This is a genomic window from Xenorhabdus yunnanensis, assembly GCF_028598805.1.
GTDB lineage: Bacteria > Pseudomonadota > Gammaproteobacteria > Enterobacterales > Enterobacteriaceae > Xenorhabdus > Xenorhabdus yunnanensis.
In genome coordinates this window covers 69,007-82,037 of the sequence record NZ_JAQRFI010000005.1, presented here as the reverse complement: position 1 = coordinate 82,037, position 13,031 = coordinate 69,007, and the positions used below count along the sequence as shown (strand labels likewise).

The following is a 13,031-nucleotide window of genomic DNA, read 5'->3' as shown; positions in this document are numbered from 1 at the left end:
ATATATAAAATGGCTGAAGTCCTGAATTTAGATGCACTAAGGAGTATGAAACTCGATCATTATCCTTCACCGTGGGCAACATGTGATAATACGTTTAAGGAAACAATTACTGCTGATGTTTTTCCGGTAAGTCACTGGACTTATCATTCCCAACGTAAACTCGCAGAAGCGCTTGGCAAGACAGGATCACCAGAATGGTATCAACATAATGTCAAAACTCGCCCTCTTCTGGAGTTAGGTGAAAAAGAGCCTTACGTCCCTGATGAGCTTGCTGATATTTGGTTAGCGGTAGCAAGAGATCTCTTATCAGATGATTATCTCGAATGTATCAGTGATGTCAGCGAATATAATGTCAGAAAATTGCAATTCCAGGCACATTTTTGGGAGTTCGGCCCGGGTTCTTTCTTTCAGCCCCATGTGGATAAACCCCATAAAATAGTGACACACCTAATGTATCTGACCGATGATTGGGTATCTGAAATGGGGGGCTGTTTGCAATTACTGCGTTCTGCTGATCCACTGGATGTTGTAGTTGAAATTGCACCGAAAAAAAATACTTCAGCAATTATTCGTAGAACTGATTCAGCTTGGCATGCGGTTACGCCTATTCCTAAGGACATGCAGGCCGTTAGAAAAGTTTTGCAAGTATGGTTTTGGGATACACCTGCAAGCTAATTTCCCTCTGTCATATTTTCTGCGGGAAACAAACAAGTGTAATCAGTTGTTGGCTAATGACAATATTGATTAGCTGGGAATAGTCTCATGATAAATTGGTTGAATACACTTTCTGAATATAATGACGTAGTTGATTCTGGATCAGGAATCCCTATTATTCGGCCAGAAAATGCCACACAAGAAATTCGCTGGCGCCAAGTAATAGAGGAAATGTATACGGAGAAATTGCGCACCAGTTACAACAAGGATGTTGCGATATTCAACATGGATGAAAATACTTGGCCGATGGCTTTGTTATATGCAAAGGTCATGGGTTATCGCGTTATTCCAATCAACGACATTGATAGCGTTAAATTGTTGATGCAGAAAGTGAGAGAAAAAAGCATTCTGATTATAGCAATGGCGCATGAACTGAAAGTAGGTTTTGTTGCCAATATGCTGGAACTGGCTGCTGGAGCCGACAAAACAATCGGTTTTTTATGTGGAAGAACTCTTTCCAGCCTCAGTTATTTGGTTGCCAAATCATTATTAATCCCTTCACTTTCAGAGCAGAATGAATTTCTGATTGATGCACCGAAACATAAATATGCAAGTGATGAAAGCGATCCAGAGCAGTTAGCTATTTTGCTTTCACAACCGGCCATGCTGAAAACGATCAGAAGTCATGGTGAGGGAAGCCATGCTAAATTGCCTTTATTGACAGTTTGCGGGTTGTTGGAAGAAACAGAATTTCCTCTGATGCCTGAATGTGGGTGTTCAAGTATCATCCGGCGATGTAAGCGTGCACATGGAAAGACTCACGTATTTTATGGGCTGGATATTCGTGCTTATGCCATCAATTATATATGTTGCAATGGCTTTAATGTTGCGGGGGAACTTTATCCTTCTCCGGTATCAATGACTTTGGCATTGACGGAAGGGTGGCCTGCTGCTGTTTTAGCACCTATCCGCCCACTGATTGCTCCGGATTACCTTCTGACACTATTGAGAAAAATGGCGAAAGAAAAAGTGCCTCTTGGGCAAATCGCGGCAGCCTTGAATGACACTTGTACTGCACTTGGGCAGCCTTTCACGTTCGCGTTGCTTGGTGATCCAACATTGCAATTGTCGCTGCAGGATGAAAAACAATCTTTGCCGACAGATCAACATGATCATGACGAATCGGAATCAGTTTCCAGGGCCATTACATGGATTAAGACGGTATTGGAAGAGAGCATTCATGGGCATCGGTTGTTGCGTTCTATTGATGCGTGGTTAGGCGATACGGTGGCTGAGCAGTTATCTGGTTTGCGTACAAAGCTTATGGATATTGAGCGGCTGGCTCTTTTTTCGCTAAAAAAACATGAAGCTACTTATTCTCTGGAAAATAACAAAGAACTTTTGCGGAATAATGCGCTGATTCAGCTGCTAATTGCTCAATGGGAAAAAATAATGCTGTCGTTATTGCATGAAAGTCGTGCAAATTTTGATGCCTTTGATTTGCTGCATTATGATCAATTGCTTAGTACGTTAAAAACAGCTGAGCCATGCCAACGATGCGGAACATTGATGGAAACCTCTTTATTTGGCAACGCAGGGATAACCACGGGATATAGCGAAACCCGAATGTGTCGAGTCTGTGGCCCGCTTTCAGCTTACCATTGTGAGGGTATCCGCCTGGAAAATCAGACGGAAACATTAATTGCTCGGCAGGGGGAAAGTGTAACTGCAAAAATACGGCTACATATTCCCCATTCCGTTCATCTTATTACTCACAGGGTACATTTGGAACTTCGTGGATATGATAAATCTACCGGACAATGTTTTGCCTCTGCTCTAAAAACAACAGAATTAAAAAATGACAATGTAATAAAGTTTGAATTTAAATTGGATGAAAATCAGGGATGTGATTTACATAGTATTCGAATTATTGCTGTATCTGGTTTTGATATTGCTTTTCTCCGTATCCGTCTGGTTTGTTTACCTAAACAGCCATAGGAATAACATTTTTCATGTCATCAAATTACGGCAGGGAAATATGATGAGAGTACTGGTTCTCAATCGTCGCCCTATTGTGGAAAAAATTGCGTCATGGTTTGCCGAAACTGAAATAGAGGTTTTTCTTGTAACACCTAAGGCATTATTATCAGCATTATTAACAACATCGACAAATTCATCTTATAGGATGCAGAAATATTTTAAAGAAATTTATGCTGTTGATGATTATGACTCACCTTTGGTCGATAAATTAATTCTTAAATTAGTTGAAGAAAAACATATTGATCGAATTGTTTCGGCAACAGAGATTGATGTATTACGGGCAGCACAAGTGCGAGAAAAAATAGGCTTAGTTGGACAAAATGAAATGTCGGCGCTTGCTTATCGCAACAAATGGGTAATGAAATCCTTATTACGGAAGAATGGAATTCCAGTTGCCAAAATGTTGCAAGTGACTGACAGGCAATCGGTGGAGAAATTTGCCAATGAATGGGGGTTTCCGATTGTCATTAAGCCAGTTGATGGTGGTGGATCAGTAGGAGTACAGATCATTCACGATGCAGCACAGTTACAGAACATCAATTTTGCGTCATTAAAACAAGGTTACATAGTTGAAGAGTGGATTGAAGGGGAGTTCTTTACCATTGATGGTCTTATGAGAAATGGTGAAATGTTGCATTGCTGGCCTTCACATACAACCGCTAATTTCTCTGCTGTCAGTGGAAATTCAGCCCTGCTTAGTTGGATGTTATTACAGGATAATCCTCTGACAATGCAATTATCGGCCCTCATGTCAAAAGTGATCATGAGCCTTCCTCCTACACCTGATACTACTGCATTTCATGCCGAAGCCTTCTTTTGTGAAAAAACACGTCACCTTGTGTTGTGTGAAATTGCGTGTCGTCCGGGAGGAGCGGGGCATGTACCTGTGTACGAAATGGCTTTTGGCTTGAATTTGTACAAAGAAACACTGCTTGGTCAGGCAGGACTGCGTTCTCAAGAAACTTATCAAAGTATTTGCCCCCAGGCTATGGCGGGATTTGCTTGGTTTCCTCCCAAAGCGGGCGTGTTTAGCTATGCGCCGGAAAATTGCCCTATTCATGGCATTATTGATTATCAACTTATGGCACGTATTGGTCAGTATTATCAGGCCCCTCACTCAATTTCAGATCACATAGCCAAAGCATTTACCTTGCTGCCAGTTGATTGTGATCCAGCCAGCGTTATTACTGAAATTAATACTTGGTGGAAAACACATGCTTTATGGATGGAGATTACATGACTACACAAAGGGTGCCAGATAATTGGTTTACGGAAATAACAAAGAGGTTGAAAGAATATTGGCAAAATTGTGAAATAGGTTTTTTAATTGATTATTCAGATAATCTGGATACGTTGAAAAACTTGATGTTTGAGCTGCAAATATGCGGTGCCAAAATAAAGGCGATAATATCCGTATCAGAGGAATCCTGGCGCCCTGAAGGGGTATTGTGTTGGCATATTGTTAATATTGATCAACAACCCTTACAAGTAATATTGGAAAACCAGTTTATTTGTATTAAACATTGGTTGGACAAAATTGATCCGGAAAAAAATATCACTTTCTTGGGAGGAGTGAGATTACCATTTTCTCAATTAGCTGACAGAACCACTTATGGTTGGCAAAAACCTGAATGGGCGAAATTTGAAGATAAAATCTATATTGATGATAGCCTTCGTCGATGGGGAATTAATACGCCTCCTTACAAAATAATTGATCCTAATCTTAATGATGCAATAGCCGCGTTTCACCTTCTTAACAAAGGAAAAGGGGTTGTATTGGCAATTGATAATTCAAAGTCATTTAATGCAGGATCAAGTGGCTTGGTGTGGATTAGGGAGCCTGATGAAATTGCAGATGTGTTGGATAAATTCCGTAATCACACCAGAAAATTTCGTATGGCTGAATTTATACAAGGAGTTCCATGTAGTATTCTTGCCATGGTTTTGCCAACTGGCGTTGCTGTTTTTGATCCGATAGAAATATTGACCGTTTTTGAAAAAACAACTAATCAGCTTCTGTTTTGTGGTTCATCAAATCGCTGGCAACCCGGAAAACTTGCTGACAATATGCGTGATTGCACTCGTCTGGCGGGAGAGAAACTTGCAGAAGAGGTGGGTTATCGAGGGATTTTCAGTCTTGATGGGATCTGGACAGGCAGTGAATTTTTTGCAACAGAAATTAACCCTCGTCATGCGTCTGGATTGGGTTTACACCGTGCCGTCCCTCTATTTCCTTGCTATTTATTTAATCGTGCTGTTCAGGAGAATTGTCCTCTCATTATGGATCTTGATCCTTCTCAGGTTGAAATAATATGGCGTGATATGATTCGCAATTATTCAGGTCAAAATATCATCGTATTGGATCGAGATAAAAAACAACAAAGAGTGGTAGAGATTGAAGCGAATGATCAGATGATTGCCCTAGGTGTTCCTTCTGAAGGTGTTGATGCACTTATTTATCGTTCTCTGGATCAGGAAAAATTACTGGGCAATATTGTGGCTGAACTGGCGAGTAAAATCTCTAACCGCCATTATGTGAGTTTTGTCTGCCGTGATATAAACCAATAACCTATTTCCTTCATCTTGCAAATTATCTCTTTGTGGACTGAACTGCAATTTTAAATGTATTTATGAGGTGTATTTGTGAAATATATTGGTGAAATGTATTGGATAGATTAGAGCTGGAGTATACGCATGGCTTGAAGAGAAAACTCTCTTCAAGCTCAATGTCATTGTTTTTAAATCATATTATTTCTGTTGTCGTGGTATCGATTAAGAATAATAAATCCAATACCAGTTAAGGTAACGTATAATATGATACTTCCCCATAAAGTGGTGCTGGAAAAACTGAGGAGTTGGGTGAACAACCAAGGGGCAATAACAGTGGAACCGCCAAAAGCAAACTGAAGAACGGCAGAATAGCGACCTTCATAACCGGAAAGGGAAAACATTAAAATGGCTACTCCCATTTGCGAACCGAGAATAGCCTCAGAAAGGCTAAGCAATAAAGTCACGATAAAAATTAAGATAAATTGCAATAAAAGATCGCCATTAAGAAAGAAAATAATGCCATAAGCCATAGTTTGTAAAAAGCCAGACCATGCCAACGATTTCAGACATCCAAACTTATTGCCTAATCTTAACGCAATGTTTTGAAAGCAAGGAATGCCAAAACAGAGACCTGTAAAAACAAAGGCAGCAAACCAAGCTGGCAGTTCGCGTTCAATAAGAAAGTAGTAAGGTAATACCAGTTCGATACTTTTACCCGCCAGTAATAATATGCCAATCAAAAAAACAAAAATAAGATATTTTCTATCCTTAAGGATAGAAAAAGATGACGTTTTATCCTTATCTGTTTGAATCGGATTTAGCGTCACATTAGCAAGTTGTTTGGCAGTATTTTTAGTTATGATGAAAATAATGATTCCTGATATAAAATAACCGAGTGAATTACCCCAAATAATCAAGTTAGTCATAGAATTGGATATCCCATCTTTATCAATAAAGAATAGGGACAGTAATGCCCCACAACCCAGTCCAATATTTCTGCAACTGTTTATAATGGCAAAAACATTTAACTGGCTATTTTTAACAGGAAATAGAGTCCTTATTGCGGCGGGATTGGCACACCAGTAAATACGCTCACCGATTGAAACAAACATAACAATGATGGCGACCTGCCAAGGGGCTGAAACAACCAACATCCAAGGAAATGCAATAAATCGTAGTAGACTGCCTAGTAGAGTCGAATGAGCTGGCCCTAATTTATCAGCCAGTAAGCCAGCAGGAAAGCCTGCGATAAGTAATGCAATCATGGCACCTATCGTCATTGATAACCCAACTTCGACGATATCTAATCCTTGAACCAATACTAAATAAAAAATTGCTACAGGACGCCAGATACCTCCACCCATACTGCCAATTGCCATTGCCAGTAAAAATAGGCGTTCTCGAATGTTTAAGGCCATGATTTTTTCCTGTCACTCAATTAATGAGTGGTAATATTTCAAATTTAGATTCAAAATATCTATTCAATAGTTATTCTTGTAACTTTTCTAATAATGCTTCCATTTCTGTCCGTGAGGTGATTTTAATATAAATTCCATTAAAATCATCCAGTAATAATTTGTCTTTTTTAAATTGGTGTTTTCGATATTTTATAATTTGTCGTAAAAAATTTAAATCCATTTTTTCATAGCAACCAGAGGCCATATCTGGTCGTTGTTTTCTATACCATTTTAATATGCGTTTTAATACTTGAAATAAACAAATATAAGTTGGCATATATAGGTGAATTACGGTATCTGCCTTTTCCAAACGTTGTGACAAACTTGAGCCATAGTTACCATCGATAATCCATTCTGATTGATTCGTTAAGGAGCATAGTTTCTGTTGCCATTCTTCTGCCGAAGGTGCTGTCCATCCTTCTTGCCAATATTCTTGATCAAGATGATACAAGGGAATCGAGCAAATTTGACTCAATTTTTTGGCGAAGGTTGATTTCCCTGCTCCCGGAGAGCCAATCACTAAAATGCGGTGCATATTATCAATCATGCTTATTCCTGCTGCGTTTGATTATGTTTGTCCATTCATTTAGCACAGGAACAATTGTTTTCTCCGATAGTTCATAACGGCGCGCTTGAAGATGGTTGGGTACACCATTTCTTTTGGCTTTATCTTGGATCAATTGATACTGACGACGGAGAAATCTGGCAGACAGCCCAAAATCATGGGCGATATTGATGTCAGAAAATTGGAACTGGTGAAGAGTGGCTGCTGTCACAAGCCCTGTGCGATCTTTCCCCAAGCTGCAGTGAAGCACAACATTTCCTGTATGCAGTAATTCTGCTACTTCTTGAGCAATTGTCCATGCTGTATGACTCATGGTGAAATAAAGATCGATATAATCAGATTCTGTGACAATATGTGTAAGATTATTCTCTGGTGGTTTAAATCGTATAGGACGATTTAAATATTTTGTTGATGCAGGAAAATGATAACCATTGAATTGTGGTTCATATTCTTCAGGAGTGCGTAAATCTACCCAACTATTTATGGGTAAAATTTCTGACAATATATTGAACACCGTTTGTTCTTTTCCTCGTTGCATACCACAACGAATGAGTGTTCCACAATTATTTGCAGTTGCCCGTTTGATATCTGTAGTTGCCTGCCTGATTCTCAACATTCGTCCATTCAGAATATCAATGTGATCTATTGGGCAGATATTCAATTGGCTGATATTATTTAGCTGTGTTTTCATTACTGTTCACTATAATTTCGTTCACTGTAATCGTATTCCACGGGAAAAATTTGTTTGAGGAATTTCACCATTAATTCCAATTCTCCAACTCCAATCCTGATGTATCCATTCATTCTTTCCTGTGAGCTCATGTCTCGAATATAAAAACCACCTAAGGCTGCGATTTTTACTAACTCAATGGAATTATCACCATTAGTTTTGATATTGATGAAATTAGCTCCTGAAGGAAGAATTTGCCAATTTGGGCGCAACTCCATGATTATTTTGATAACATATTTTCTTGTCTGAATAATGGATTGGCAAATTTTCTTAATATGCTCCTCTTTGGCTAAAATTCCGTGGAGTATTGTCCATGTACTTCCTGCGATAGTGGATTCCGTCCTTTCTTGGGACAAAATATCAATAATTTTTGGAGAGGCTATTGTAGCAGCAATACGAGCACCAGCTAAACCATGGCCTTTAGAAAATGATCGGATGTAAATAATATGTTCAGGCTGACCTAAAAGAGCCAAATGATTTATATTACTAAATGCTATAAAACATTCATCAATAACCAGTAAATGACCATTTTCCATACATAAATTAGAAATTTGTAATAACGTATTATCATCAAATTCTATTCCTGTTGGGCTATTGGGATTTGAAATTGCGACAATGGATGGAGAGGTCGTTTGGATTGTTTCCAGTAATGATTTAATACAGAAGTTATCAGGACATTGATCATTAAAATAAATTGGCAGTATGTTGATCTGATTAAGGTTGGCGTGGTCAATCCAGCCAAAATAATTAGGTATAGGAATAATTAATCTTTTCGTCGTACAGGCAATCAGACGCAATATCAGACTAATTGCAATATCTGATCCTGGAGTGAAATAAATAGAATATGAAGTAATCCCTAACGTTTTCGCTGCACGTTCATGCTCCACGTGAGGATAAGGATAAAACTGATGCTTTTGTGGGGAAACATCAATGTCCTGAATGATTTTTGTTAATGCATTATGGTGTAACTCACCACTGCGTAGATTTATGCCATCAGATAAAAACTCTCTTTTGCGAGAAGGTGATTCTGGTGCCAGAGGTAATGGATAATTAATTGGTGTTATGCCCGCCATTTATACACTCCGATTAGAATTTTAAATTTGGGCGCCTAATGCACGCAATTGTCCCAATAAATCGGGGTAACCACGTTCAAGGTGGTCAATGCCGTCTATTTGCGTTTTTCCCGATATTTTCAATGCGGCAATAATTAAGGCTGCGGCTCCACGTAAATCAGTGGCTTTGACTGCTATTCCATTTTTATTGGGAACATGGGGAATAATTTCTACTGATCTTGCACGATGTATAACTTTGGCTCCCATCTTTTCTAACTCTTCAATATATTGGAAACGTTTGACCCAAACTTGCTCTGTTATACTGCCACCCAATTGAGATGCCATTAGCAAGAGAGCCATAAAGGGTTGATTGTCACTGAATATTCCGTGAGAGGTGACTTGAATATCTAATCGAGAAGCCGGAAATAAATGGGTAATAGTGAGATCATTGTCTTTCCATTGGAGCTGATAACCCAATTTCTCCAAACAGGCGATTTCAGCTGAAAGCCCGGCTTCAATATGGTTTCGTGAGATACCCGTGATGGAAATTGGAACATTGCAGTAAGCGGAAAGAGTCAAGTAAGTCATAACTTCGATCAGGTCAGGTCCAAGAGTCGTTTGAAAACCACCGGCCTCAGGTTTTCCTACAACTATGATGCGATCTTTTTCCCAATTTATGTCAACTTGCTGATATTTGATGGCTTCCACTAATGCCACGACATCTGGTTTAGAATAAGGATTAATAATTTCACTGATGCCTTCAGCTCTTGCTGCACACAATAAGGCGGCTTTTGTTGCACCAGAATAAAGTGGGCCAGTTAGTTTGCCTGTTCCTTCTTCAACGTCGGCAAAGTGAGCCATATTGATTCTGGCAGGGGAAAGGCGTGGCGCGGTGGCTTGAATGATATTTCCCGTTGTTTCTACCTTGGCCCCGAATTGTTGCAAAACGGAGCATAATTGTTCAATGGGGCGTTCTCCACCTTGCCCTACGCCAATCTTACAGCCACCTGTTTCTCCTAATACGACATGACCTGAACGGGCCAGTAAGCCAGGCGCAAGATACCATGCACCATGAATCAAGGTACTAAAATCCTCCGGTATGCTGGTGTTGTTTAAGCCACGGGGATCAATATACATGGTACGTTTTTCTGGTTCATGCAATATATTGGCACCCAGTAATTGGCCTATTTTTCCCAATATTCTGATATCTGCAATATCAGGAACATTTTTAATCAGAGAAGGCCCGCTTGATGTCAATGCCAAACTAAACAGAGGTGGGAAAGCGTGCTTAAACCCTGAGACTTGTACTCTGCCTGATAATATATTGCCACCTATAACGTCAATTTTTTGCATGTTATTTCTCCGGTCCTTATCCCGAAACAAAAGCAGCAGTCAATACACGTCTATAAGTCGCTTCGGGTGCAGAATCAGTAATTGGCGTTACCATATGCCATGATTGATCTGAGCGTTGTAGAATCACAGCGGTGTTTAGTTCTGGCGGAATTTCACGGTAAACATCTTGAGAATCATCAGAGCATAAAATACGCAGACATCCTCCCCAATCTGGTGACCAATTGTGGTTAAAGTTAAAGATTTGGGTCACGATTTTTTCGGTTTTATCAGTATGTGGGCCTAACCATTGGGCAGAGCGATATCGCCATAATGTTAAATTTAAAATAGTTGAACTGAGATCTTGCCCAATCAATTTTTCCATCCGCTTTCGATATTGATCGCTTTTTAGGTATTCGGTGAATTCACGCCATATCGGAGAAAGGGGAGTATCTTTTTCAATTCGCAATGTTTCCAAACTGTAGGTTTTTTTATCATTGGTTTTTTCTACTGTTTTTTCCGCAACCATAAAACCGTCATTAGGAAATGTTTCCATCAGGTTTTTGGCAATATCTGCGCGAATAAAGGGTGATACGATACCCCAGTGATAGGGTATGTCTGTCAATGTGTGGGGCAATAATAAATTAAACATGAGTTTTGTTATCCTCATTATCTGAAACGTGATCAGGGCTTACGTAATGCAGGAGAAGTGCTCGCCGTGCATGTTGCGAACCAGATGCCACCTTACGCACACTGTGCCAAGAATTGGGTGAGGGCAGGAGGATCACCGAACGATTTGGGCTAGGCACAACTGTTTCTTTGATATCATCAGGATCAGAGGAACCGAGAATGAGTAATTCCCCGCCTTCTATAACACCCGTTGGAAAATAGAGAGTTTGGGTCAGGATTTTATCTGGACGATCGCAGTGGGGAGCCAACCAGCAATTTTCATGGTAAATGGTAAAACGCACATGTAAGCGGGTTTGTGAGAGATCTCGTTCCATCAGGGTTGAAAAATAATCGCGATAATCATCACTTAGAATGACTTTCAACATGGTTTTCCAAGCTGAGGTCAGATTATCCCATGTTTCCCGAACAGGAATGCCATTATCGATAGCTAATAGATCCCACGTACTGTAGTATTTTCCATCCCCTTCTTCGCGATGAGATTTGCAGTAACCAGTATGTGGAAATTCTGCCTGCAAGCGCTTAAATATGTTTGGAGATAGAAAGTGGTCTGAACAGAACCATTCAAAGGGTTCTTTTTTTCTTTTGAAATCAGGGGAATGCCACCGTATATTCATATGCAGTCTCCTGATGTGTGTTTTCCCTCATGTCTCATTTGTTGCGTGATTTTTTTCATCACTTCAGTTGGGCGATCTTTCTCATTGGCAAATAATAATGAGTAACCTTGCTGCCGTTCTTCTGGGGATTGAGGTGTTTCGTGAAAGAGTTGGCGATTATATTTACCAACTTCTGCTATTGAGGAGTTTTCATGCAATTTGTTGTAAGGGGTATAGACGGTTGGTCGGACTCTGGCCCCTTCAGCGATCAACCAGTCAATCGTCTTAATTGACGCTGTCATTGTATCTCCTGGCAATCCAAGAATAATGAATGCATTGATCTCTATTTCATTATGTTTGGCGATTGCCAATAGTTCTTCAACTTTGGCCTCGGTGTTTAGCTTTATTTTTGGCAATTTCAGGTCTGGAGAGACGGAAATGGTTTCCACACCCAGACTGATTCTGATACAGCCTGCTTGTGCCATCAATTCAATTAATTCCTTATTCAAATGATAAATTGTAGTCACACATTTCCATTGAATGGGGAGTTTTAATTCGATGAATTTATGACAAAATTCTTTTACCCATCGACGATTCAGGGTAAACGTAGGAGCATAAAAAGAGACATAATCAAATGGCTGGATACGTTGTTGCTCTGTGATATATTCAATGACTCTTTCAACGGAAAGTCGCCGTTCGCTTTTTCCCTGCATTGGTGGTACATCACAAAACTCACAACCAACCGGACATCCACGTGCGACAGGAATAACCAGTTCACGTCGATCGGGGATACCACAAAATTTATTCAAATCATTCTTATACATTCGATCATAAGCCGCGTAAGGAATCTCCAATGTATCAGGCAATATCCATTCCTCTGGACTTAGCATATGGCCGATATCTCCTTGCAAATAACCATGGGATGTTTTCACAATGAGACCAGGAAGATTTGTCGTATCAGAACGATAATTCAATAGAAAAGATTCAACACTGCTTTCGTAATCACCGCTGAAAACAATACCTTCAAAACCAAATTGTTTAAACCAATCAGGGATCTGTTTTGAAAGCCGACCGAAAGTAAACATTTTCACTTGCGGTAATATTTCCCGGCAATACAGCGTAGTACGGTTAAAATTATCCACTGCATCAAAATCGTTAAATAAACCTACAAAATCATAGCCTTTTGCTAATTCTTTGGCTAAGTCATGCCAAGTTAGATTTAATGCGCCACCGTCCAGTGCAGTGACTTGCCATGATGGATTTCTTTCCCTGATATATGTTGCAACTTGAAATAAAGGCAGGTGATGGCCTGCATTAAAATAAGAAGGAATATAGGGAGGAATTAATAATAATATACGCATGCACAAATCT

12 protein-coding genes are annotated in these 13,031 nt (G+C 39.7%); 4 read left to right on the top strand and 8 right to left on the bottom strand.

Features of this window, described 5'->3' with window-relative positions; all coding sequences use genetic code 11:
* Positions 1-9 precede the first annotated feature (9 nt).
* From PSI23_RS03625 to PSI23_RS03610, 4 genes are all read left to right on the top strand, one after another.
* Positions 10-675 (top strand): 2OG-Fe(II) oxygenase, encoded by a 666-nt coding sequence (locus tag PSI23_RS03625; RefSeq protein WP_273553800.1) that lies wholly within the window; start codon positions 10-12, stop codon positions 673-675.
* Positions 676-762: 87 nt separating this feature from the next.
* Complete coding sequence (locus PSI23_RS03620; RefSeq protein ID WP_273553799.1) at positions 763-2,652, top strand: hypothetical protein; 1,890 nt, start codon at positions 763-765, stop codon at positions 2,650-2,652.
* A gap of 40 nt (positions 2,653-2,692) precedes the next feature.
* Positions 2,693-3,934, top strand: a complete 1,242-nt coding sequence (locus tag PSI23_RS03615; protein ID WP_273553798.1) for an ATP-grasp domain-containing protein — start codon at positions 2,693-2,695, stop codon at positions 3,932-3,934.
* Entirely contained in the window at positions 3,931-5,262 is a 1,332-nt protein-coding gene (locus PSI23_RS03610) for a hypothetical protein (protein ID WP_273553797.1), read from the top strand. The genes PSI23_RS03615 and PSI23_RS03610 overlap by 4 nt, the downstream gene beginning before the upstream one ends.
* 170 nt (positions 5,263-5,432) lie before the next feature.
* On the opposite strand, the gene PSI23_RS03605 is transcribed toward PSI23_RS03610, so the two are convergent.
* From PSI23_RS03605 to PSI23_RS03570, 8 genes are all read right to left on the bottom strand, one after another.
* Complete coding sequence (locus PSI23_RS03605) at positions 5,433-6,662, bottom strand: MFS transporter (RefSeq protein ID WP_273553796.1); 1,230 nt, start codon at positions 6,660-6,662, stop codon at positions 5,433-5,435.
* Between the two features lie 70 nt (positions 6,663-6,732).
* The gene (locus PSI23_RS03600) at positions 6,733-7,248 is read right to left on the bottom strand and encodes a P-loop NTPase family protein (RefSeq protein WP_273553795.1); all 516 of its coding nucleotides are present in this window, start codon (positions 7,246-7,248) and stop codon (positions 6,733-6,735) included.
* Positions 7,241-7,957, bottom strand: a complete 717-nt coding sequence (locus tag PSI23_RS03595; protein ID WP_273553794.1) for a tyrosine-protein phosphatase — start codon at positions 7,955-7,957, stop codon at positions 7,241-7,243. The genes PSI23_RS03600 and PSI23_RS03595 overlap by 8 nt, the downstream gene beginning before the upstream one ends.
* Positions 7,957-9,069 carry a pyridoxal phosphate-dependent aminotransferase gene (locus tag PSI23_RS03590; RefSeq protein ID WP_273553793.1) on the bottom strand — a complete coding sequence of 371 codons (1,113 nt, stop codon included), beginning with the start codon at positions 9,067-9,069 and terminating at the stop codon, positions 7,957-7,959. Before PSI23_RS03590 ends, PSI23_RS03595 begins: the two co-directional genes overlap by 1 nt.
* Before the next feature lie 21 nt (positions 9,070-9,090).
* Complete coding sequence (locus PSI23_RS03585; RefSeq protein WP_273553792.1) at positions 9,091-10,401, bottom strand: carboxyvinyltransferase; 1,311 nt, start codon at positions 10,399-10,401, stop codon at positions 9,091-9,093.
* A 16-nt stretch (positions 10,402-10,417) separates the two neighbouring features.
* A complete protein-coding gene (locus PSI23_RS03580; RefSeq protein ID WP_273553791.1) occupies positions 10,418-11,029 on the bottom strand; it encodes a 2OG-Fe(II) oxygenase family protein in 612 nt (203 codons plus the stop codon).
* Complete coding sequence (locus tag PSI23_RS03575) at positions 11,022-11,681, bottom strand: 2OG-Fe(II) oxygenase (RefSeq protein ID WP_273553790.1); 660 nt, start codon at positions 11,679-11,681, stop codon at positions 11,022-11,024. The genes PSI23_RS03580 and PSI23_RS03575 overlap by 8 nt, the downstream gene beginning before the upstream one ends.
* Positions 11,678-13,021, bottom strand: coding sequence for a B12-binding domain-containing radical SAM protein (locus PSI23_RS03570; protein WP_273553789.1), 1,344 nt, complete (start codon positions 13,019-13,021; stop codon positions 11,678-11,680). The genes PSI23_RS03575 and PSI23_RS03570 overlap by 4 nt, the downstream gene beginning before the upstream one ends.
* Between the last annotated feature and the right edge of the window lie 10 nt (positions 13,022-13,031).

Bases quoted from the DNA above. Each gene is read 5' to 3' on its own strand.
- PSI23_RS03570 (WP_273553789.1), bottom strand. From the start codon at position 13,021: ATGCGTATATTATTATTAATTCCTCCCTATATTCCTTCTTATTTTAAT.
- PSI23_RS03585 (WP_273553792.1), bottom strand. From the start codon at position 10,401: ATGCAAAAAATTGACGTTATAGGTGGCAATATATTATCAGGCAGAGTA.
- PSI23_RS03625 (WP_273553800.1), top strand. From the start codon at position 10: ATGGCTGAAGTCCTGAATTTAGATGCACTAAGGAGTATGAAACTCGAT.
- PSI23_RS03580 (WP_273553791.1), bottom strand. From the start codon at position 11,029: ATGTTTAATTTATTATTGCCCCACACATTGACAGACATACCCTATCAC.
- PSI23_RS03610 (WP_273553797.1), top strand. From the start codon at position 3,931: ATGACTACACAAAGGGTGCCAGATAATTGGTTTACGGAAATAACAAAG.
- PSI23_RS03605 (WP_273553796.1), bottom strand. From the start codon at position 6,662: ATGGCCTTAAACATTCGAGAACGCCTATTTTTACTGGCAATGGCAATT.
- PSI23_RS03615 (WP_273553798.1), top strand. From the start codon at position 2,693: ATGATGAGAGTACTGGTTCTCAATCGTCGCCCTATTGTGGAAAAAATT.
- PSI23_RS03590 (WP_273553793.1), bottom strand. From the start codon at position 9,069: ATGGCGGGCATAACACCAATTAATTATCCATTACCTCTGGCACCAGAA.
- PSI23_RS03575 (WP_273553790.1), bottom strand. From the start codon at position 11,681: ATGAATATACGGTGGCATTCCCCTGATTTCAAAAGAAAAAAAGAACCC.
- PSI23_RS03620 (WP_273553799.1), top strand. From the start codon at position 763: ATGATAAATTGGTTGAATACACTTTCTGAATATAATGACGTAGTTGAT.
- PSI23_RS03595 (WP_273553794.1), bottom strand. From the start codon at position 7,957: ATGAAAACACAGCTAAATAATATCAGCCAATTGAATATCTGCCCAATA.
- PSI23_RS03600 (WP_273553795.1), bottom strand. From the start codon at position 7,248: ATGATTGATAATATGCACCGCATTTTAGTGATTGGCTCTCCGGGAGCA.